Origin of the sequence: Lysinibacillus sp., assembly GCF_032093475.1 — a bacterium.
GTDB classification, from domain to species: Bacteria; Bacillota; Bacilli; order Bacillales_A; family Planococcaceae; genus Lysinibacillus; species Lysinibacillus irui.
Window position 1 is genome coordinate 1 of the sequence record NZ_DAMDAY010000081.1, and the last position, 21128, is coordinate 21128.

General features: G+C 37.6%; 23 protein-coding genes, 1 tRNA gene and 1 riboswitch. Of the genes, 5 read left to right on the top strand and 19 right to left on the bottom strand.

All coding sequences use genetic code 11. The features are described from left to right. Positions 1–139: 139 nt before the first annotated feature. Positions 140–2485, bottom strand: a complete 2346-nt coding sequence (locus RT445_RS15975) for a phage/plasmid primase, P4 family (RefSeq protein ID WP_312507443.1) — start codon at positions 2483–2485, stop codon at positions 140–142. A gap of 104 nt (positions 2486–2589) precedes the next feature. Between RT445_RS15975 and RT445_RS15980 the strand changes: the two genes are divergently transcribed. Beyond that, entirely contained in the window at positions 2590–3354 is a 765-nt protein-coding gene (locus tag RT445_RS15980) for a DUF4393 domain-containing protein (RefSeq protein WP_312507442.1), read from the top strand. Between the two features lie 90 nt (positions 3355–3444). Here the strand turns inward: RT445_RS15980 and RT445_RS15985 are convergent, their stop codons facing one another. Next, a complete protein-coding gene (locus RT445_RS15985) occupies positions 3445–3891 on the bottom strand; it encodes a DUF669 domain-containing protein (RefSeq protein WP_312507441.1) in 447 nt (148 codons plus the stop codon). A 1-nt stretch (position 3892) separates the two neighbouring features. After that, positions 3893–4540 carry a DEAD/DEAH box helicase family protein gene (locus tag RT445_RS15990; protein WP_312507440.1) on the bottom strand — a complete coding sequence of 216 codons (648 nt, stop codon included), beginning with the start codon at positions 4538–4540 and terminating at the stop codon, positions 3893–3895. Between the two features lie 319 nt (positions 4541–4859). Between RT445_RS15990 and RT445_RS15995 the strand changes: the two genes are divergently transcribed. Then, positions 4860–5954, top strand: a complete 1095-nt coding sequence (locus RT445_RS15995) for a site-specific integrase (protein ID WP_312507439.1) — start codon at positions 4860–4862, stop codon at positions 5952–5954. A 170-nt stretch (positions 5955–6124) separates the two neighbouring features. On the opposite strand, the gene RT445_RS16000 is transcribed toward RT445_RS15995, so the two are convergent. Further along, positions 6125–6198: transfer RNA gene (locus tag RT445_RS16000), tRNA-Arg, on the bottom strand. Between the two features lie 220 nt (positions 6199–6418). On the opposite strand from RT445_RS16000, the gene RT445_RS16005 reads away from it, so the two are divergent. Continuing rightward, positions 6419–7165 (top strand): SDR family NAD(P)-dependent oxidoreductase, encoded by a 747-nt coding sequence (locus RT445_RS16005; RefSeq protein ID WP_274794004.1) that lies wholly within the window; start codon positions 6419–6421, stop codon positions 7163–7165. A gap of 89 nt (positions 7166–7254) precedes the next feature. Next, the gene (locus RT445_RS16010) at positions 7255–7905 is read left to right on the top strand and encodes a hypothetical protein (RefSeq protein WP_274794005.1); all 651 of its coding nucleotides are present in this window, start codon (positions 7255–7257) and stop codon (positions 7903–7905) included. Here RT445_RS16010 and RT445_RS16015 read toward each other — a convergent pair whose 3' ends face one another. From RT445_RS16015 to RT445_RS16075, 13 genes are all read right to left on the bottom strand, one after another. Further along, positions 7906–8583, bottom strand: coding sequence for a YqjF family protein (locus RT445_RS16015; RefSeq protein ID WP_312507438.1), 678 nt, complete (start codon positions 8581–8583; stop codon positions 7906–7908). It lies immediately after the preceding gene. 59 nt (positions 8584–8642) lie between these two features. Further along, a complete protein-coding gene (locus RT445_RS16020; protein WP_274794007.1) occupies positions 8643–8813 on the bottom strand; it encodes a DUF2639 domain-containing protein in 171 nt (56 codons plus the stop codon). Positions 8814–8906: 93 nt separating this feature from the next. Beyond that, positions 8907–10367, bottom strand: a complete 1461-nt coding sequence (locus RT445_RS16025; RefSeq protein WP_312507437.1) for a protein adenylyltransferase SelO — start codon at positions 10365–10367, stop codon at positions 8907–8909. A 133-nt stretch (positions 10368–10500) separates the two neighbouring features. Further along, the gene (locus RT445_RS16030; protein WP_312507436.1) at positions 10501–11004 is read right to left on the bottom strand and encodes a metallophosphoesterase; all 504 of its coding nucleotides are present in this window, start codon (positions 11002–11004) and stop codon (positions 10501–10503) included. 12 nt (positions 11005–11016) lie between these two features. Beyond that, positions 11017–11610, bottom strand: coding sequence for an XTP/dITP diphosphatase (locus tag RT445_RS16035; protein ID WP_313470944.1), 594 nt, complete (start codon positions 11608–11610; stop codon positions 11017–11019). 1 nt (position 11611) lies between these two features. Next, on the bottom strand, positions 11612–12361 hold the full coding sequence (gene rph, locus RT445_RS16040; RefSeq protein WP_274794011.1) for a ribonuclease PH: 750 nt from the start codon (positions 12359–12361) through the stop codon (positions 11612–11614). Positions 12362–12493: 132 nt separating this feature from the next. Beyond that, positions 12494–13291: a glutamate racemase gene (gene racE / locus RT445_RS16045; protein ID WP_274794012.1), complete on the bottom strand. Its 798-nt coding sequence runs from the start codon at positions 13289–13291 to the stop codon at positions 12494–12496. Positions 13292–13301: 10 nt separating this feature from the next. Then, on the bottom strand, positions 13302–13754 hold the full coding sequence (locus tag RT445_RS16050; RefSeq protein ID WP_016991542.1) for a MarR family winged helix-turn-helix transcriptional regulator: 453 nt from the start codon (positions 13752–13754) through the stop codon (positions 13302–13304). 74 nt (positions 13755–13828) lie between these two features. Next, entirely contained in the window at positions 13829–14050 is a 222-nt protein-coding gene (locus RT445_RS16055; RefSeq protein WP_004226437.1) for a helix-turn-helix domain-containing protein, read from the bottom strand. Positions 14051–14316: 266 nt separating this feature from the next. Then, on the bottom strand, positions 14317–14781 hold the full coding sequence (locus RT445_RS16060) for an acyl-CoA thioesterase (protein ID WP_312507435.1): 465 nt from the start codon (positions 14779–14781) through the stop codon (positions 14317–14319). Positions 14782–15041: 260 nt separating this feature from the next. Further along, on the bottom strand, positions 15042–15821 hold the full coding sequence (gene sdhB / locus RT445_RS16065; protein ID WP_016991544.1) for a succinate dehydrogenase iron-sulfur subunit: 780 nt from the start codon (positions 15819–15821) through the stop codon (positions 15042–15044). 5 nt (positions 15822–15826) lie between these two features. Next, positions 15827–17581, bottom strand: coding sequence for a succinate dehydrogenase flavoprotein subunit (gene sdhA / locus RT445_RS16070; RefSeq protein ID WP_274794014.1), 1755 nt, complete (start codon positions 17579–17581; stop codon positions 15827–15829). Between the two features lie 65 nt (positions 17582–17646). Beyond that, positions 17647–18255 (bottom strand): succinate dehydrogenase cytochrome b558 subunit, encoded by a 609-nt coding sequence (locus RT445_RS16075; RefSeq protein ID WP_274794015.1) that lies wholly within the window; start codon positions 18253–18255, stop codon positions 17647–17649. Positions 18256–18527: 272 nt separating this feature from the next. Here RT445_RS16075 and RT445_RS16080 point away from each other — a divergent pair, with 272 nt between their 5' ends. Continuing rightward, positions 18528–18962, top strand: coding sequence for a YslB family protein (locus tag RT445_RS16080; RefSeq protein ID WP_274794016.1), 435 nt, complete (start codon positions 18528–18530; stop codon positions 18960–18962). Between the two features lie 90 nt (positions 18963–19052). On the opposite strand, the gene RT445_RS16085 is transcribed toward RT445_RS16080, so the two are convergent. Together RT445_RS16085 and RT445_RS16090 are read right to left on the bottom strand one after the other, a co-directional pair. After that, complete coding sequence (locus RT445_RS16085) at positions 19053–20279, bottom strand: aspartate kinase (protein WP_312507434.1); 1227 nt, start codon at positions 20277–20279, stop codon at positions 19053–19055. Between the two features lie 134 nt (positions 20280–20413). Further along, a riboswitch (Lysine riboswitch) is annotated at positions 20414–20592 on the bottom strand. A gap of 105 nt (positions 20593–20697) precedes the next feature. After that, positions 20698–21128: helix-hairpin-helix domain-containing protein (locus RT445_RS16090; RefSeq protein ID WP_313470951.1), on the bottom strand; the 431-nt coding region annotated here is incomplete at its 5' end.

Genomic DNA, 21128 nt, shown 5'->3' on the forward strand with positions numbered 1-21128 from the left:
ATATATATATATATATATATATATATATATATATATATATTTTTTTTATTTTTTAATTTTTTATTAATATCCAAAACAAATAACAAAAGTAATTATTATCATTAAAAACAACCTTCAAACCGTTGATACATAAGGGTTTCTAAGAGATTTTAAAAGTGTTACTTTTCGTAACTTTTTCGTCCGATTCGTCATTTTCCAATAACTTTTGCTGAATTACAGTATCTTTTCGCTCTATTAAAGTAACCCCATAAATGAAATATTTATTTTGAGCACCACGCTCTCTCTTAAAACCTTGTGATTCTAAAATTCTATAAAACGCTCGATTTTTGAGTTGGTGTTCGCCATTTCTGTAACACCAGTTTGAATAAACTTCATATAATTCTTTCGCTTCAATCTTTGCGTTTATTTGCTTATGGCAACGTTCAAACATAAACGGTCCAAGAATGTCCATTTCATCTTTATAATCACCTGTAGCTTTCATAACGATCCTTGGCTCATTCAACCCCTTCTGCTGCCACTTCAAACAACCTTCGATAGCCCAATTCAGGATGCCTGGCATTTCGAGTGACAACTTTTCAGGTAACTTTTTATCACGCTTTTCCTTTGGTAGTTGTAGGTTAAATGGAATTAATCGAATACGTCTCCAAATACCTTCGTCAACACCCTTGATTACTGGTTTATGGTTAGTCGTAAAGAATACTTTGAACTCTGGAATGAACTCGAAATATTCTTGTCGTAGAAAACGTGCTAATACTGGTTCCCCACCTGTAATTTGCTTTACAAAAGCCTCCGACAATTGTTCTCCATCTTCCGATTCAATCGCTGATACAAAACGGCTGCCGACCAATCTTGCAATGTCATTGTTCGCACCAGTTTCCTTTTTCTTAATAAACGTGTCCGATTTAGCTTGTTTACCGTATTCGCCCATGAGGTCCTTAATCGTATTAATAAACGTTGATTTACCATTACTACCCCCTCCAATTAGGAAGACCATAATTTGTTCGCTTATTTCACCCGTTAAGCTGTAGCCTATTAAACGTTGCATGTACTCAATCAACTCTTTGTCACCCTGGAATATTTGCTCTAAGAAACTTAACCATTCAGGGCATTTTGCTGATTCGTCAAAAGTAATATTCGTTATTTTTGTTAGGCCAAGCTCACGATCATGTGGCTGTAATTTACCATCTTTAAGATTTACTACTCCGTTTTCTACATTGAGTAAATATTTATGACGATCAAATTCTTCTCGATCACCTGGTACTAGCGACATTAAAAATGACAAGCTATTTTTATGAACATTTAATCGTTCACACATCTTCGCCCATTTTTGCTCGCCTTCGTCTTCGGATTTGTACAATCCTCGTAACACCTTAGCTGCAATACGATAAATTTCTTTTTTGTTATCTATCTTCCATCGCTTGCCGTCCCAAATAAGCCATCCCATATCATTCACATATTTAATTGCATGGCCGTATTCATCTGCTATTCTTTCAGCGTTTCCTAGTTCAGTTAAACGGAATTTCTTTTTCGGTTTGTCCTCCACAACCTCTTCATCACCACTATGGAAGTCAAACGAAAATTCTTCATAGTGCTGCTGGTCTAACACAGTTGTAGAAGTGGAGGAAATAGCTTCTGCTATTGTTCTTTCTCCATACGTTTCACCTGTATCACTAAAGTGGATTCGGTCCCATTTATCACGCATTAATGATGTTTCTCGGAACATTGAATCCATTCTAGAAGCGCTTTTACCAGTCCAAAATGCCAAATGATTACACAATGCTAAATCACTAGATGAATGATCATCATTTATTAAATTTCCGATATACAGCGAGCGTATTTCATCGCCACTCTTTGACCTGAACATTCTTTCCCAAAGCGCATCATTTGAAAGTTTAATTTCATCATTTTCATATTCAGCGAGGTTCACGCGACCTTTTATATCGCTATCATCAAAATACTTTTCAAATATCTCTGCCAGCTCGTCAGTGCGATTATATATTTGATTGGAATTCTCACGATTGCCAGTCATGGTGAAGTAACGACCATATTGGTAAATTTCTAATCCATGCTTTGCACTTTTACGACCAGTACCCACTACAGACTGTGGAAGGCTACCCTTGATGATGATATGAAGGCCTTTACCACTCGGCGAAAATTCTGTGTAACTATCTAAAGTGTCAATGATCTCCGTTGCAAAAGTGTTTGGCTTACCTTCAACAACACACTTATCAATATCAATTCCTATATAGTTGTCCTGCCTGCTAAATACGAAGCCTATGCCATCATAGTCACCTTCTAAATAGAATTTGACTGCTGTTGCAAATGTAGCCCAGGTACTTCGGTTATTTGCTTGTGCCTTTTCCCCATTTGCTTGATATGGCACCTTAGTTGGCTTGCCATTTACTAACTCTGACCGCCAGAGGATCCATTGGGCAAGGGCTTTAAGCTCTGACGGTATGCTATTAAAATCATAGTGTTCTTTCATTGTTGCCCTCCAATATTACTAACAATATATTCATATTTAAATAAATTCTGGTACAATATTAGTTATTGCATAACCAAAATATATAAATTAAAGGAGACAAAAGCATGGACCCAATAATTACTGGTGCAATAACTAAAGCAACAACAGATGTAGTTAAAGAAGTAGCAAAAGAATCAAAAGAGCCTAGAAAAACTTTTGATGATTTATGGTATTTAACTTTCGGTAGACTTGGTTTAACAGCCGATAAATTAAGATTTAAACATCAAATTGATTTAGAAAGCTACAAAAACTCATTGATTCAAGAAATTGAAACTATTCCAGAAGAAAATCTTCAGGAACCTAAATTAAGTATCATAGGACCAGCTTTAGAAGCATCCCGGTTTTATATTGAAGAAGAAGAATTACGTAAAATGTTTGCCAAAATTGTCGCAGCTTCCTTTGATAAAACAAAATCACCAAACACACACCATTCATTTGTTGAGATAATAAAACAAATTACACCGATTGAAGCAAAGATACTTAAGCTATTTATCAATGAAACTGCACTACCAATTGTTCGTTATAAAATCACAAAAACTGGGACTGAATCTGTTATTGATTTGGGTTATCCAGTTTTCAAAGGATTTCTTGACGATATTATTTCTGGTAAAGAATACGCAATTGAATTATCAAATTTAAAAAGGTTGAATTTGATTGAAGAAAATGATTATTATTTAAAAGACGAAGAGAAATACGATTTTTATAAAAATTCAACTTTCCATAAAGAAACAGTTGAATACTTCTCAAAAGTTCAAAAAGAATGCAATTTGGCCAAAGGAATTTTAGAACTAACTCCACTTGGAAAAGGTTTCATAAAAGTATGTTTGTAAAGATCTATAAACATTTTTATGACATGATGTTGTAACGTAGCCATAATATTAAAGAGGTCTGCCAAAAACAGACCTCCTATTAATTTTTATTTAGAATGGAACGTCATCTTCACCTACAACGATTGGGCCACCTTGAGATGCTGGAGCTCCTACCTGTGATTCTTTAAAGCCTTTTACCTCTGGATATTTGTTTCCGTTGTATTCACGATGCCCCACTGTAACCACTAAATTCTTGTGTAACAATGTATCTGCCCATTCTTTATAAGAATTGAATGTTAGACCATCAGGGAATTTAGCAGCTTTCGAAATGGCTTGTAATCTCCACATTGATTTTTCAGAGATTGTAAAATTATCATACAAGATTTTTTGTCCTTGGTGATTTTGCGGAACATCTGAACGAATTTCATAATCCACTGTAATTTTGTTGTTACCATTTGTTGATTTTCCCATTTCATAATTAATTACAGTTACTTCATAGTCACCGATAGCGATTAATTCAAATCCGCCTTTTGCTTCTTCATGATTAATTTTGAACATGTTATTTTCCTCCAATTAATTTGATAATTTTTTCGACCATAGCTACGGTCATATTTTCTAGTTGTAAATTTGCTTTAAACTCGCAATCCGAAACAATCTTAGCTACATTAGCATCTGTGGAAGACAATTCGCGGATTTTGGCTACATTGCTTAAACGATTAGCTTCTTCCTCTTCACGTCTTGCTCGTTCCTCTGCTTGTACATCGATGCCTAATTCAAGGTAGCGATATAGCTTTGAACCAATTTCAGGCGTGATAACAAACTCATCGTCTTCAAATAAATTAGTGATGTCTTTACTTACTCTCGCCATATGGTCCATTCCAATAGAGAACACGGTATCAAACTCGTATTCCATATCATCTTTTTGAACTGGCTTCATACCAACTTTTTTAGGAACATTCTTGCCATCAACTAGCTCGATTACATAATCACTTTTTACTCGTAAAGTTGTAATCATGTGAACAGCTGCAGTCGTCAAACCTTTTACTAACTTGCTAGATTCAGGAGCAAGCTTACCCCAGTTTTGAAATGAGTTACCTTGCATCCCACCATGAGTTTCAACAACTCCACCTTCGCCCTGCCATTGATGTGAAAGGCTGTCTACAATAATGACCTCTACACCTTGTTGCATTAATAAATTAATAGCCATGTTGTCAAAATGAAGATTTGGATTACGACGGAAATTTTTGTAATGTTTGTTCTACATATTTAGTAAATGAATGCGCTCATGTTTTAGGTTACGATGATTTTAACGATCAAGATTATATAATAAAGGAATCTTGTGGAACTATTTTAGCTGGAAATGCTCGTTATTGTCATAAATGTGGAAATCCATCTAGGTTTATGAATGACGGTCATTTAACAGCATGGAATTACAACCCATTACAAAGAGAAGAATTACCATTTTAAATACATAGGGCAAGCAATTCCGCTTGCTCTTTTCTTATATGCATGAAAGGAGAATTTATATGGCTAGTATCACAAAACGTGGTAGCACATGGCAATATATGATTAATCACTATGTGGATGGCAAAAGAAAGCCTATTTCTAAAGGTGGTTTTGCTACTAAAAGAGAAGCACAAATAGCAGCTGCAGAAAAAGAATTATTATTAAAAAAAGGTAATCAAGTAATTGTTAAAGAAAAACCATTTTCAAGTTATTTTGAAGAATGGATTGAATTGTATAAATCCAACAAACATATTAACACATATAACCGTTATTCAAATTCTGTTGAACGTGTTAAGGAATATTTTAAAGATAAACCGATTCAAAAAATTACTCGAGCTGATTACCAAATGTTTTTAAATGAATATGGTAAAGGTAAATCGAAGGAGACTGTTAGGAAGCTTAATACACACATACGAGCGTGTGTAAGAGACGCAATTGAGGAAGGATATATAACAATAGACTTCACTCGCAAGGTGGAATTAAACGCTACTAATAATGTTAAAAAGAGTGAAGATAAACATTTGAACTATAATGATAGCGTGAATTTGTACAAAGAGTTATTTAATCGTTTATCGCCTTCCACAAGTACTTACCATTTAATTTTATTAGGTCTTGTATCAGGATTAAGATTTGGTGAACTAACAGGACTAACCACAGATTGTTTCGATTTTAAAACGAATCAAATAAAGGTTTATAGAGCTTGGGACTACAAAAGAGGAACTGGTTTTGGACCATTAAAAAATGAACAATCAGAAAGAAAAATATCTATTGATAAGAAAGTTATGAATGAATTTAAAAAACTAATATTAGCAATACCTGAAAATGAAAACAATTTGGTTTTTTATAGACAATCGTCCGTTAAAACAGTAACAAATGAAGGTGCAAATAAATTATTACGAAAAACCCTAGATGCATTAGAAATCGAACATATCTCCATTCATGGTTTACGACACACACATGCGAGTGTCTTAATTTATAAAGGAGCTAATATTCATTCTGTTTCTAAACGATTAGGACATTCAGATATTCAAACAACACTTGATCACTATTCGCATGTATTAAAAGAAATGGAAGAACGAGATGAAGAGATAGCGATTAATGTTTATTCATCTTAATTTCTTTGTTCACCATGTTTACATTTTGTTTACCTAATTTATTTTTTATATGTCATTCAATGCGATTCTTAAAAGTATTAATATAAACAAAAAACGCTCAAAACCCTGTATTCATAAGGTTTCAAGCGCTTTTCAATTTGGTTAAAAATTAACCTTTGATTTGTTATTGACGTCCCAGGAGGGATTCGAACCCCCGACCGACGGCTTAGAAGGCCGTTGCTCTATCCAGCTGAGCTACTGAGACATGATGTCGTTTCTTATGTATTCCATAGGAAGGACAATATTTATTATATGTACTTTATAGCATAATGTCAACATTAATTTTACTATGTAGGCAAGGTTTGCCTCATATTTTTTATCATATGCTGTGATAGTATCGATTATACCATCTCTTCACCTTCTAAAGGGACGAATATAAAAAATTTTGCTACACTATTGGCGATAAAAACTTGGAGGTATGTTTGATGTTTAAGGATTCAGTTGTTATTGTCACAGGTGGTGCACAGGGGATTGGGAAAGGTATTGTTCATGCCTATGCACGACAGGGAGCAAAAGTAGTGATTGCCGATTTAAATGAAGGGCTTGGTCAACAATTAGAACAGGATCTGCTTGCTAAAGGCTACTCTGTATTATTTGTTCACACGGATGTGACGAAGGAAGAGGAGATCGTTCATTTAATGCAACGAGCTGTTGAGCAATACGGGACGATTCATATTTTAATTAATAACGCTGGAAAGTTTCAGCATAAATCTCCTTATGATGTGACGTTTGAGGAGTGGAGTGATCTTTTGCATACGAATTTAACGAGTACCTTTTTTTGTGCAAGAGAGGCAGCAAAGGTGATGAGACACAATGCGAAGGGTGGTGCGATTGTTTCATTGGCTTCGACGCGAGCGGAAATGTCTGAGCCTGATACAGAAGCCTATGCGGCTACAAAAGGTGGAATTGTGGCATTAACCCATGCTTTAGCCCGATCTTTAGGGCCTGATCAGATTACTGTGAATTGTATTTCGCCTGGTTGGATTGAAACGGGCGATTATGCAGCTCTTCGTCCAATAGATCATGCGCAGCATTTGTCGGGAAGGGTTGGTGTACCAGAGGATATCGCACAGGCTTGTCTCTATTTAACCAATCCGCAGAATAATTTTGTGACAGGCATTAATATTACCGTTGATGGTGGTATGACCAAAAAGATGATTTACGAAGAGTAATCATAATCTCCTTTACTTTCTTGTTCTTCATACTTAGAGATTGTGCGGAGTATGCTACTGTAGGAGAAAAAACAAGAAGGAGTGAAGCCTTGTACCCCTATTCAAATGGTTTTACTTTAAGCCAGCTGTACCAAGGTCCCTATGGTCAATATACGGCACCGATTCGACACATTTTAAATTCCAATGATTATCGTCGTTGTATCAGTAAAAACGAAGCAGATTTTATGGCCATGAATCGCTTACTCTGGATGGAGCATGTGAATTGGACACGGATGACGATCATCAGCATTGTCTTTAATTTACCTGATTTACCTTTTGTGCAACAGCGTTTGCTACGAAATGCAACCGATTTAGGGAATTGTCTACGGCCCTTTTACGGTGACTCTGTAGCAGATCGCTATGCGGCCTTAATTAAGGAGCATTTACTTATTGCTGCACAATTAGTAACAGCAGCTGCTAAAGGAGATGCTTCAACAGCGGAAGTGAAAGAAAAAGAATGGTATCGCAATGCAGATGATATTGCCATATTTTTGCATACAATCAATCCTTATTTAAGTAGAGAAGCTGTACAAAAAATGTTTTATACGCATTTAGCTTTAACGAAAAATGAAGCGGTGACGATGATACAAAAAGATTATCAAGCAGATGTAGAGGTTTTTGATGAAATTGAAGCAGAGGCACTTGCGATGTCTGATATGATTGCCAGCGCCATTGTGATGCAATTTTGTTACCTCTTTTAATTACGTAAGCTTTTTATGTTCCATTACTGGTGGGAAAACTCTAGCCACCTTGTTCTTGGCATAATGGGCAATAGGCTCCATATGTTGAAAAGTTTTTTTCATAAAGGAAGCGAGTGAATTGCTTTGAATGGTTACTCTGGCTCGTTGCAACTCCCAAGGTGAGTGGTGGATATCAATACGAAGCAGTTTATTGTTGTATTTTGACCATGAATGATAACGTTCTACGATCCAGTGATCAAAATTCGTGGCTGTATGATCCCCCAATGTAAAAGTAACTTTTAATCTTTCATCACATGCCTTGTAATGGCTTGTATAAGAAAAGTGATGATTAATTTGTTTGCCTACTAATTGTGAATAACGATATGGTAAGCTCCCGATTGCCGTTACCTTTGATAGTAAATAATTAGTCACATCTAGATGAAAAAAATATATTCCTTTCCTACCGTTATACTTGACATATGTTCGGACATTCAACTGTAAATAGTTATTCATGCCAGGGATGGGCGGTAGAAAGCGAAGTCGATGTCGATGAACTTTAAAAAGGACAGCACTAAGCCAAGCATTCTCTTCAAAGAGATCGAGCTGTAACTCATTCGGTATATATTTTTGTAGTTCTTGGGGAGATATAGGCCAATGTAAGAATAATACATCTTGCCATGTTTGTGTCATCATCCACATAATAAAACTCCTTTCTAACGACTAGTTTTTCCTAGAAAGGAGTTATTCAAACAAACGAACTATTTATCTTGCTCAGCAGATTCTATTTCAACATAACGATAATATAAATTACGTAATTCAGATTCTTTATACAAACCTAAATGACTTTTGTATTGGGGATGTACCATTATCCCCTGTGCTCGTAATTTTTTGACAAACCAACCTTTTGAATATTGATGCACCGAACCCATTCTCCTTTATCTTTATTCATACATAGGGTATGCACTTGAATTCTTGAGGGTGCCTTTGTGCAATAAAAAAAGAGAGGCGGTATCCTCTCTTTTTTAAGTGCCACAAAAAGTGCGATATGGTTGACTACACGATTCAGGCAATGAAGCATAGTTCTGTTGCTCTTTTGTATGGGCGTAGGGCTGCGCAAGGACTTTTAATAAGTTGTTCATCACACTATAATCCCCTCGTTCTACTGCCGCTTCTAATGCCTCTTCTACTCTGTGATTGCGTGGAATAACAGCAGGATTATGCTGTTGCATTAATTGTTGTGACATTTCTTTCGTCTGCTCCTGCCTCTCTAATCGCGCTTGCCATTTTTGATACCATTCTTTAAAAGCTGATGCAGTAGTTAACTCAGATTCATTTACCTGGTCAAATGTTAACGCGATAAATGTATTTGTATAGTCTGCTTTGTATTGTTGCATGAGCTGCAAAAGTTCTTCAATTAATGCTGCATCCTCTTGTTCTTCAGTAAATAATCCTAGCTTAGCACGCATCCCCTTCATCCAATTTTGAGTATACAGCTGGGGATATTGTTGCAGAACATCCTGTGCCAGTTGAATAGCTTCTTCCTGATCTTCATGAATTAAAGGGAGTAACGCTTCAGCCAAGCGTGTGACATTCCAGCCACCTATATTTGGCTGGTTGCCATAAGCATAACGACCTTGATGATCAATTGAGCTAAATACTGTCGCTGGATCATAGGTGTCCATAAACGCACAAGGGCCATAATCAATCGTTTCACCACTAATCGTCATATTATCTGTATTCATCACACCATGGATAAAGCCAACTAATTGCCACTTAGCTATAAGAGACGCTTGTTTTTTGATTACTTCCTGTAGAAAATAAAGATAACGATTTTGGTCTCCTAAATCTGCTTGGAAATGTCGCTCTAATGCATAATCAGCTAAGAGCTGAAGCTCCTCATCCGTCCCCCAGTTTGCGGCAAATTGAAAGGTTCCTACACGCAAATGGCTACTGGCAATTCGTGTGACAATAGCACCTGGCAGTTCAGTTTCACGCATAATCGTTTCACCGGTAGTCACGACTGCTAAACAGCGGGAAGTAGGAATTCCTAACGCGTACATCGCCTCACTTATAATATACTCCCTTAACATTGGACCCAATGCAGCTCTTCCATCACCACCACGAGAATAAGGTGTTCTACCGGAACCTTTTAATGCGATATCATAGCGTTCATTATGGGGGGTTATTTGTTCACCATATAGCAGCGCCCGACCGTCACCTAGCATATTAAAATGACCGAATTGATGTCCTGCATAAGCCTGCGCAATTGGTTCGCCACCTTCTGGGATTTTACTACCAGCCAAAATGGCTACTGCCTCCTCATCTTGTAAAGCTTCAATGTCTAGGCCAAGTGATGTTGCTACTGCTTCATTAAGCAACACCAGTTTTGGTGAACGTACAGGATTTAATGAAATGTCGGAATAAAAAATACTTGGTAGTCGAACATAACTATTATCAAAATGCCAGCCAATTGTCTTTTTCATGATGTCTCCTTTGGTTCCTTTTGAGTTTATTTTTTCTATTTCATCATCTTTCATTCATAGACAATTTTACCACTATTCATAGTCAATATAAAAATCCGCAATAACTTCGGAAGTCTTGCGGATTCATTTCCTCTTATTTTCTTTGAAATGTATGACTAGCTATACATTGGTGATCGTCAGTCCAGAATGCCACTTTAAATGTAGAAGCCTCTATTTCCACAATAGCAAAGCTTTTCTCTTTGCAACCACGTGGTTTTAATAAGCTTCCAGGATTTAAAAATAAAATATCATCTATCATTTCAGCACCGAGGATATGGGAATGACCAAAGCACACAATTTGTGCATCTAGCTCTTTAGCCCGATAGGATAATGAAAGAATGGAATTTTTCACATTGAACAAATGACCATGGGTTATAAAAATCCTTACGTCATTATTCATGAAAATTTCTTCTTCTGGATAAGCCTTCTCATGATCACAGTTCCCACGTACTTTTATCATTCCCGCTAATGACTCATGCGCGAAAGGAAGTTCACTATCTCCACAATGAATCACAGTGTCTATTTCTGGATAAAAACCCTTTACTCTTTCAATGACTTGGCTGTCACCATGTGTATCACTCATAACAAGTATTTTCATGGATATCACCTCTTATTTTATAAGATTCGGTAATTGCTCCTTTAACTTGCGAATGGCATTGCCACGATGAGAAATTGCTCCTTTTTCTTCTGGAGAAAGCTCTGCCATCATACGGTTTAAGCTTGGTACGAAAAAGATAGGATCATAACCAAACCCGTTCGTTCCACGTTTTTCATGTGCAATGACACCTTCACATGTACCAAAGACCGTTGTTGTTACAAATTCGGGACCTGCTATAGCAATGCAGCAGCAAAAACGTGCTGTACGTTTATCATCTTCGACCCCTTGTAAATTTTCTAATAGTTTTATCATGTTTGCTTCATCATCATGATCGCCAGCATAGCGAGCAGAATACACGCCTGGTTCACCATTTAAAGCATCTACTGCTAAACCACTATCATCAGCAATCACAATCGTACCAAGCTCTTTTGCTAAGGCTTCTGCTTTTAAGATTGCATTTTCTTCAAACGTTGTCCCTGTTTCTTCTATTTCCATTTCTGGTGCCACTTCAAACATTGTTACTACTTCATAACCAAGTGGTCCAAATAATGCTTCGAAATCCTTTGCTTTTCCTTTATTTTTCGTTGCGATTACTACTTGTTTCATATTATTGATTCCCTCCAACCTTGTTTGCTAGTTCACCAAGTGTTGTTTTTTGGAGCTCTACTAATTGCTGAATGCCCTTTTCACCTAACGCTAACAATTCATTCAGTTCTTCACGGGAAAAGGTTGCTTCTTCGCCAGTTCCCTGTAATTCAACAAATCGCCCTGCACCTGTCATCACAATGTTCATATCAACAGCAGCAGCTACATCTTCAACATAATTTAAATCTAAAATGGCACCCTGCTCTTCTACGATACCTACACTAGTTGCTGCTAAAAAGTCTGTTACTGGGAATTTCTCGAATGGCTTTTCTTCAGCAAATTTAGCAATAGCTTGTGTCATGGCAACAAATGCACCTGTAATGGATGCTGTACGAGTGCCTCCATCTGCTTGAATGACATCACAGTCAATCCATACTGTACGTTCTCCCAATGCTTCTAAATCCACTACAGCACGCAATGAACGCCCAATTAAGCGCTGAATTTCCATCGTACGTCCATTGACTTTCCCACGAGAAGATTCACGAGGTGTACGTTGAGCTGTTGCACGAGGGAGCATTGAATACTCAGCAGTAATCCATCCTTTTCCTTGCCCACGTAAAAAGCCAGGTACTTTGTCTTCAATTGTAGCTGTGCAAATTACTTTTGTGTTTCCCACTTGAATCAATACGGAGCCTTCTGGATGTAAAAGATACTCACTATCCATTTTTATCGGTCGTAGCCCGTCTGCATTTCTTCCATCGAATCTTGTCATATATTTCGTTCCTCCTAAAAGCTTTCGCGCACTCATCTTATCATAATTTGTTTCATCAAAAAAGTACTCGTCGGCTTATGTATGATGCTGAAAACGGCAAAAATCAGCCTAGCCAGTTGCTAAGCTGATTTTTTATTTTAATGTCATACGTTTTATGTCAAGAGTACCTTGCCCTAGCCAATTCTCAGCAATCGAACGGAAAATTGGAACAGAACCGGTTGCAAAAAATTTATGAGCAGGCACCGTATTTGCGTTTGCTAAAGTGCCGTTATACGCTAACATTTCTTGAACATCCTTTGCTGTTTCTTCCGCAGAAGAGAGTACATTAACATCTTCTCCGACAACAGCTTCAATTTGTTTTTGTAGGATAGGATAATGTGTACATCCTAAAATAACCGTATCGAATTGTTGATTTTTCAACGGCTTTAAGCCTTCCGCTATCAGTTGATTAGCAAAGTCACCTTTGTATTCGCCACTTTCTACAAGTGGTACGAATGTTGGACAAGCTAGTGGAATAATATGAGTTGACGTATTAAGTGACAATAAGGCTTCTTCATACGCCCCACTTTTTATTGTTCCTTCTGTTGCAAGCACAACGACTTCATGTCGCTTCGTTTTCTTTACAGCTGCACGTGCGCCAGCATTTATAACACCTAGTACCGGAAAAGGCATATTTCTTTGTAAACTTTCGAGTGCTACTGCAGTCGCTGTATTACAAGCAATAACAAGCATCTTAATATTCATTTTTTCAAGTGCTTTTGCCATTTGCCATGTAAAATTCCGTACTTCCTGACGACTTCTTGGACCATACGGACATCTTGCTGTATCGCCAATATAATAGATCGTTTCATTTGGCAATCGCTTCATAATTTCTTTTGCTACGGTTAAACCGCCTACTCCTGAGTCAATAACGCCTATCGGGGCATTCATACTTTCCGCCTCAATCCTGTTTCATGTGTACATGTAGTTTTTCTAAATAGCTTGATAATTGCGCGACTTCTTGTTCATTAAAACCAACAAGCATCTCTTGCAAATATTGCTGTCTTTTTTCAATAACTTCTTGAATAATACGTTCGCCTTTTTCGAGAAGATGAACGACAACGACACGGCGATCATTTTCATCACGCACACGCTTGACTAATTCATTTTTCTCCATACGGTCCACTAAATCGGTTGTCGTACTAAAAGCTAAATATAAACGGTTTGATAATTCGCCAATTGTAATATCACCAAGCTCTTCTAACCACTGTAATGCAACAAATTGTGGCGGCGTGATCGCATAATCGGAAACAATCTCTCTTCCCTTTTGCTTCACGATGGCCGCTATATAGCGTAATTCCTTTTCAACCGTTGCAACGGTTTCAGGTGAGTGCTTTGTTACTTCATCCGACATATAACTATTTCACTCCTAAAAATACGTTGAATAGTTCTATTTTGTCGTTTTTTTCACGAAATAGCAAGTGTCCATTAGTCTAATTTAAATTCTTCCAAGCGTAACAGCTCAATTAACGCCTGAGATCGATTCGTTACACCTAGCTTTTGAATTGTATTGGAAATGTGATTCCGCACTGTTTTTTCACTAATACCAAGCTGCTCTGCAATATCTCTCGTTGTTTTTTCAGCTAATAAAAGCGCAAATATTTCACGTTCTCGGTTTGTTAAAAGAGAACGATGATGAGAGCCATTCATTCAGTTACACCCTCCTCCCCCGCACGTATTGTAACTTATGTTAAGGGGCTTGAAGCGGTGACGGCTATTTGCATGATTATTACATGTTTTCTTTAAAAATTTCGGAAATTGCTTCGACACATACGTTCGTTTTCTGTTTATTGGGTCCATATCTCACCACAATTAAGCGTCGAGATGATTGCCAATGTAGTTTGGTTAGCGGTTTACTCGCAAACAGCTATCACGAAATTGAACAAGATGACTACACTCCTCTCTATTTACACTTTTTACTGAGAAATAATTGCTAGACTAATTAAATGAGCTCTCTCCTCCTCTGAAATCGGCACACTCTTGCCTGTTCGAGGATCCATTTGCACAATTGTTCCGCGACCTGTAAAGCATATTTCATTCTTCTGATTTTTTGCTAGATAATGAATGTCCATTGAAGAATTCCCGACATTCGCTATCTTTGTGTAAATTCGTAGAACATCATCAAAGAAAACTTGTTTTACATAATCACATTGTAAATCAGCTACTATCGGTATAGCTTTTACACCTTCATCCACTGCTGAAGGCATTAAAATACCTAAATGACGAAAATAATCAATTCTTGCTTGCTCAAAATATGTAAAGCTAACGGTATTGTTCATATGCCCGTACATATCCGTTTCCGAAAAACGTACACGTACCTCACTATAAAAGGAAAAATCCTTTTGCCACTCTTGTAAATTTTCAATATATTTTGCCTTCATGTTACACATCCCCTTTTCATTGTTTGCCACTCCTATTTTAAGTCGAGTAATGCATTTGCACTTTTATTAATCATGGCAAATAGTAAATGAATCAATATTCATTATAAAAGAAATTGCTTTATTAGCATAGAAAAATTCACTATTTACCTATTTTTATTGCAAATATTGCTACCCATTACATCATTAGATTGGTTTCTATAAATATAAAAAACTCCCTCACACAAAAGTGTAAGGGAGTTTGAAAGCCCGCTTATCCGATATTAGTCTACGTAGTGATCAGAACCGAAGAAGTTACGGAACATTTGCACTGTAGTTGCACGGTTAAGTGAAGCGATAGATGTTGTTAAAGGAATACCTTTTGGACATGCAGCAACACAGTTTTGAGAGTTACCACAGTTTGCAAGGCCGCCATCACCCATAATAGCATTTAAACGTTCATCTTTAATCATTGCACCTGTTGGGTGAGTATTGAAAAGACGTACTTGTGATAATGGAGCTGGTCCGATGAATGAAGCTTTTTCAGACACGTTTGGACATGCTTCCATACATACACCACAAGTCATACATTTAGATAATTCATAAGCCCATTGACGTTTACCTTCTGGCATACGTGGACCTTCACCTAAATCATAAGTACCATCGATTGGTACCCATGCTTTAACTTTTTTAAGTGCATTGAACATACGTTCACGGTCAACTTGTAAGTCACGAATAACAGGGAATGTTTTCATTGGCTCAAGTTTAATTGGCTCTGTCAATTGGTCAACAAGTGTTGAACATGATTGACGTGGACGTCCATTGATTACCATTGAACATGCACCACAAACTTCTTCTAAACAGTTCATATCCCAAGTTACTGGCGTTGTGCTTTCACCATTTTCAGTAACAGGGTTTTTTTGAATTTCCATTAAAATTGAAATTACGTTCATACCATGACGGTAAGGTACTTGGAATTTTTGCCAGTAGCTATTGCCGCCTTGTGTATCTTGACGTAAGATTTCCACTTTAACCATTCTTCCAGTATTAGCTGCGATTTGCATAACTTTTAGTCTCCTTTCGCAGAGTAGTCACGTTTACGTGGTGGGATTAAAGAAACGTCGACTTCTTGGTACGTGATAATTGGGTTACCAGTAGTTGGGTCAAACTTCGCCATTGTTGTCTTTAAGAAGTTCTCATCATCACGGTTAGGGAAATCAGGTTTATAGTGTGCTCCACGTGATTCATTACGTAATAATGCACCTTTTGTCATTACTTTCGCAAGAACTATCATATTCTTAAGTTGACGTGTGAAGTGTGCACCTTGGTTACTCCATTTTTGCGTATCGTTAATGTTGATATTATTCCAACGCTCAGTTAGCTCATCAAGTTTTTTCAGTGTTTCTTCAAGCTGATCATTGTAACGTACTACAGTCATTGTAGCAGTCATCATTTCACCAAGCTCTTTGTGAAGTAAGTAAGCGTTTTCTGTGCCATCCATTTTCATGATAGCTTCCCATTTAGCTTGTTCTTCTTTTACGCGAGCATCATAAAGGTCTTGTGGAAGATCTTCAGCATGCTTTTTAAGATGTTTTACATAATCTACTGCGTTTGGTCCTGCAACCATACCACCGTAGATAGCAGATAGTAATGAGTTTGCGCCAAGACGGTTTGCACCGTGTTGTGAGTAATCACATTCACCTGCTGCAAATAGACCAGGAATTTCAGTCATTTGGTTATAGTCAACCCATAATCCACCCATTGAATAGTGAACAGCTGGGAAGATTTTCATTGGTAATTTACGTGGGTCATCCCCTACGAATTTTTCGTAGATTTCGATGATACCACCAAGTTTAACGTCCAATTCATGTGGATCTTTATGAGAAAGATCTAGATATACCATGTTTTCGCCGTTGATACCAAGTTTTTGGTTTACACAAACGTCGAAAATTTCACGTGTTGCAATATCACGCGGTACTAAGTTACCATAAGCTGGGTATTTTTCTTCTAAGAAGTACCAAGGTTTACCGTCTTTATAAGTCCAAATACGACCACCTTCACCACGAGCAGATTCTGACATTAGACGGTTTTTGTCATCTCCAGGAATCGCTGTTGGGTGAATTTGAATGAACTCACCATTCGCATAAGAAGCACCTTGTTGGTATACGATAGAAGCAGCAGAACCTGTATTAATAACAGAGTTTGTTGTTTTACCGAAGATAATACCAGGGCCACCAGTCGCCATAATAACAGCGTCTGCACGGAATGATTTAATTTCTTCTGTACGCATATCTTGCGCTACGATGCCACGGCAAACGCCGTCTTCGTCGATAATAACACCAAGGAATTCCCAGTGCTCATATTTATTTACTAAACCAGCTACTTCGTGTGAACGAACTTGCTCGTCAAGTGCGTATAGTAATTGTTGTCCAGTTGTAGCACCAGAGAAAGCTGTACGGTGGTGTAGTGTACCACCAAAACGACGGAAGTCTAAAAGTCCTTCTGGTGTACGGTTGAACATAACACCCATACGGTCCATTAAGTGAATAATGCCAGGTGCTGCATCACACATACCTTTAACTGGTGGTTGGTTCGCTAAGAAGTCCCCACCATATACTGTATCATCAAAGTGGATCCATGGAGAATCCCCTTCACCTTTTGTATTTACCGCACCATTAATTCCGCCTTGCGCACAAACAGAGTGTGAGCGTTTTACAGGAACTAATGAGAATAAATCAACTTCAGTACCAACTTCAGCTGCTTTAATCGTTGCCATCAGACCGGCAAGACCACCGCCGACAACAATTATTTTGCTTTTCGCCATGATTATTTCTCACTCCTCTTAAAAAATTGCAATGATTGCATGTGTCTATCCTAGCTTCTATGGAATTAAACGAAAGCTAAAATAGCAGCCACACCAACTACACTTAGAATTACGAAAATAATGTTTGTTACGTAAGTAGCAATCTTTTGAGACTGAGGAGATTGTGTAATACCCCAGCTTACTAGGAATGCCCATAAACCGTTAGATAAGTGGAAAGTTGCTGATAAAATACCAACAATGTAGAATCCAAGCATGAATGGATTATTCACGATATTTGCCATCATGTCGTAATCAACGTGTGTGCCAAGTGCTTTTTGAATACGAGTTTGGAAAATATGCCATGCAATGAAAATCACTAGGAATACACCAGTGAAACGTTGTAAAGAGAACATCCAGTTACGGTACGTGCTGAAACGTCCTGTGTTTGGTGTAGCAGTGAATGCAATGTAAACACCATAGAATGCGTGGAACATTAATGGAATATAGATGACAATCCATTCAACTAGGATAAGGAATGGAATCTTTTCCATTACTGCGGTAGCATCGTTGTAACTTTCTGCCCCGCCTGTTGCTGTAAAGTTAATGAACAGGTGCATCGTTAAAAACAGACCTACTGGAATGATCCCAAGTAGAGAATGTAAGCGACGCCATAAAAACTCTCGATCTTTCGACAAGACTGTTACCCCCCTTAGTACTTAAAATAGCACAACAAAAGAAGTCATCATTTTGTAAATGATACTTCATTGACTGTGTATTTCATCATGGTACAATATTATGACATGTTTATTGTACTCTCAAGAGCTACGAGCGTCAAGGCAACTCGGAGTTTTTCATAGAGCTTATTAAAGAACTAATATAGTACATGATGCGTCGTTTTTTCTCGAAAAATCTATCATTACTTTATTACCGCCAAATTTTAAGAATATTCTAAGAAAGAAGGATAACAATGTTAAACACTCCATCTCCTACAATCTCATCATTTGGTTATGAGATCATTCGCGATCATATTCTATCTTCTATACTTGGTAAACATGAAGATGATGTCCTTTATTGGGCAGGTAAAGAGCTTGCACGTAAGTTTCCATGTAAAAGTCAAGACGAACTTATCGCATTTTTCGCAGATGCCTGTTGGGGTACATTAGCGTTATTAAAAGAATCAAAGGATGGTCGCATTTTCGAATTGACTAATGACCCAGAAATATTACAAATCAAACAACGTAGCTTTAGACTTGAGGCGGGATTTATAGCTGAACAAATTCAATTAGCTAAAGGCTATCTTACAGAATGCTATGAAGAAAAACGAGAAAAGCAACACCATGTCATGTTTACTGTCAAATGGGATGTTAAGGAACGTATTATGAATACCATCCCTACAGAGTAATGAAAAGGATTGCCTCCCTTATATGGGATGACAATCCTTTTTTCTTCCTATCATTTCGAACAATTACATAAAATGCTGTTTCTTCTATTATTATATATAAAGTGCTTGCTCTAAATTAAATTCATCATGTAATGCATTTGCTGCACGGATCATATCATCCTGTGGTACGACAACTGATACTTTTATTTCAGATGTACTAACCATTTTTACGGGAATGTTTTCATGGCGTAATCGATCAAACATACGGGCAGCAACACCAGGATTAGACGCCATACCTGAACCAACAATGGAAACTTTTGCTAACCCTATTTCGAAGTCAGCAAAGCTAAAGCCAAGTGATACTTTGCTATCTTCTAGAACCCGCAATGCTTCCGCAAATTCCTCTTTTAAAATGGAAAAAGATACAGTCGGCTTTAATCCATCAATAATCGCTTGAACAATAATATCTACATTGATCCGATTTTCTGCTAGGATGGTAAACATATCGGCTAATGAACCTTCGCTATAGGCATCATACCCAACTGTTAACCGAATAATATCTGCTTCAAAAGCTACACCGCGAACTACTAAATTTTTCTCCATTTCCACTTCCTCCTTCAATAAAGTACCTACCGACTCTACTGAACTAGAGCGGATGATAACTGGTAATTGAAACTTCTTCGCTAACTCTACTGCCCGTGGATGTATAACATGTGAACCTAAATTGGATAGTTCCAACATTTCATCGTAAGAAATTTCCTGTAGCTTTTGGGCATTTGTAACATAGCGTGGATCGGCTGTATAAACACCATCCACATTGCTATATATATCAACTCTCTCTGCCTCTAAACCTATGGCAAGAGCTACAGCTGTTGTTTCCGCTCCACCCTTTCCAAGAGTTGTTATATTATAATCGTCGTCAACACCCTGTTCTCCAGCAATGACTACAATTTGGCCTTGTTCAAAATGTTCTTCAATACGATGGACATCTATATTGTCTATACGTGCATGTCGATACATACGATCCGTATGAATACCTGCCTGCCATCCAGTTAATGACACTGCCTTATAGCCTGCTTCTTGTAATGCAATAGCAAATAAAGAGCTAGATAATTGAGTACATGTGGACATCACTGCAGCTAATTCTCGCTTTGACACATCGTCAGTGAAACGCTTCACCATCATCTTTACGTCTTTTGCAGTTTGTCCCATTGCCGCTACTACCACTACTACATCAAACCCTTTATCCTTCTCAGCAATAGCTTTTCGAGCCATTTCTTGGATGTGGCCCGTTGATGCTATTGTAGCTCCTCCAAACTTCATCACAATTCTAGCCATTTTTTTGTTCCCCTTTCCAGTCTGCGTATTTCACTTAACTTCGAAGTGTAAAAACAGTCTCTAGAAAACTAAAAAAGCAACTTCCACATAACGTGAAAGCTGCTTATAACATGTACAATAATCGTAACTTGCGCATGTGTGATAGCTCTCCGAAACGTTTAGAATCGACAGTCTTACATTTCTTAAATGCAAAACCAGTACAACAAAGGAAACAACAATGCTGTACTTCGGCAAGCTCCCCTTTCACACAATGTCTCTGGACTTGTTCATCCTCCATTGTGCTATTCTTGAATCTTGCACCTCTATCATCACCTTAAAAGTGAAGTATTAAATTTATTAGCCCTGGCGTCCACTAACTAGCCGTCCAAAGGGCTGTTTAACATTGAACAACAATGTTATTTACAACCTTAGCACATGTCTATTCCTTTGACAACGATTCTTGCTGAAAATAGGAGTAAATTTGGCTTGCTAACTTAGCAGGCATCCCAGCCTCCTGTAAAGCTAGTTCGCTCGCCTCTCGAATTTTTTTGACTGACCCAAAATGTTTAAGCAACTGTTGCTTACGTTTAGGTCCTATCCCTTCGATTTGATCAAGGACAGATTGAATAGCATGCTTCTCATGCTGTTGACGCAAGAACGTAATAGCAAAGCGATGGACTTCATCTTGAATTCGTTGTAACAAATAAAAACCATCACTTGTACGCTTTAAGGCGATCACTTCTGGCGGATCACCAAACAATAGCTGCGATGTATTATGCTTGTCATCCTTTGCTAAACCCGCAATTGGTATAACAAGCCCTAGTTCATCTTCTAATACTTCACGAGCTACTTCCATTTGCCCTTTTCCTC

Coding starts and splice junctions, on each gene's coding strand:
- RT445_RS15975 (WP_312507443.1), bottom strand. CDS start 2,485: ATGAAAGAACACTATGATTTTAATAGCATACCGTCAGAGCTTAAAGCC.
- RT445_RS15980 (WP_312507442.1), top strand. CDS start 2,590: ATGGACCCAATAATTACTGGTGCAATAACTAAAGCAACAACAGATGTA.
- RT445_RS15985 (WP_312507441.1), bottom strand. CDS start 3,891: ATGTTCAAAATTAATCATGAAGAAGCAAAAGGCGGATTTGAATTAATC.
- RT445_RS15990 (WP_312507440.1), bottom strand. CDS start 4,540: ATGGCTATTAATTTATTAATGCAACAAGGTGTAGAGGTCATTATTGTA.
- RT445_RS15995 (WP_312507439.1), top strand. CDS start 4,860: ATGGCTAGTATCACAAAACGTGGTAGCACATGGCAATATATGATTAAT.
- RT445_RS16005 (WP_274794004.1), top strand. CDS start 6,419: ATGTTTAAGGATTCAGTTGTTATTGTCACAGGTGGTGCACAGGGGATT.
- RT445_RS16015 (WP_312507438.1), bottom strand. CDS start 8,583: ATGTGGATGATGACACAAACATGGCAAGATGTATTATTCTTACATTGG.
- RT445_RS16020 (WP_274794007.1), bottom strand. CDS start 8,813: ATGGGTTCGGTGCATCAATATTCAAAAGGTTGGTTTGTCAAAAAATTA.
- RT445_RS16025 (WP_312507437.1), bottom strand. CDS start 10,367: ATGAAAAAGACAATTGGCTGGCATTTTGATAATAGTTATGTTCGACTA.
- RT445_RS16030 (WP_312507436.1), bottom strand. CDS start 11,004: ATGAAAATACTTGTTATGAGTGATACACATGGTGACAGCCAAGTCATT.
- RT445_RS16035 (WP_313470944.1), bottom strand. CDS start 11,610: ATGAAACAAGTAGTAATCGCAACGAAAAATAAAGGAAAAGCAAAGGAT.
- rph (WP_274794011.1), bottom strand. CDS start 12,361: ATGACAAGATTCGATGGAAGAAATGCAGACGGGCTACGACCGATAAAA.
- racE (WP_274794012.1), bottom strand. CDS start 13,291: ATGAATGCCCCGATAGGCGTTATTGACTCAGGAGTAGGCGGTTTAACC.
- RT445_RS16050 (WP_016991542.1), bottom strand. CDS start 13,754: ATGTCGGATGAAGTAACAAAGCACTCACCTGAAACCGTTGCAACGGTT.
- RT445_RS16055 (WP_004226437.1), bottom strand. CDS start 14,050: ATGAATGGCTCTCATCATCGTTCTCTTTTAACAAACCGAGAACGTGAA.
- RT445_RS16060 (WP_312507435.1), bottom strand. CDS start 14,781: ATGAAGGCAAAATATATTGAAAATTTACAAGAGTGGCAAAAGGATTTT.
- sdhB (WP_016991544.1), bottom strand. CDS start 15,821: ATGCAAATCGCAGCTAATACTGGAAGAATGGTTAAAGTGGAAATCTTA.
- sdhA (WP_274794014.1), bottom strand. CDS start 17,581: ATGGCGAAAAGCAAAATAATTGTTGTCGGCGGTGGTCTTGCCGGTCTG.
- RT445_RS16080 (WP_274794016.1), top strand. CDS start 18,528: ATGTTAAACACTCCATCTCCTACAATCTCATCATTTGGTTATGAGATC.
- RT445_RS16085 (WP_312507434.1), bottom strand. CDS start 20,279: ATGGCTAGAATTGTGATGAAGTTTGGAGGAGCTACAATAGCATCAACG.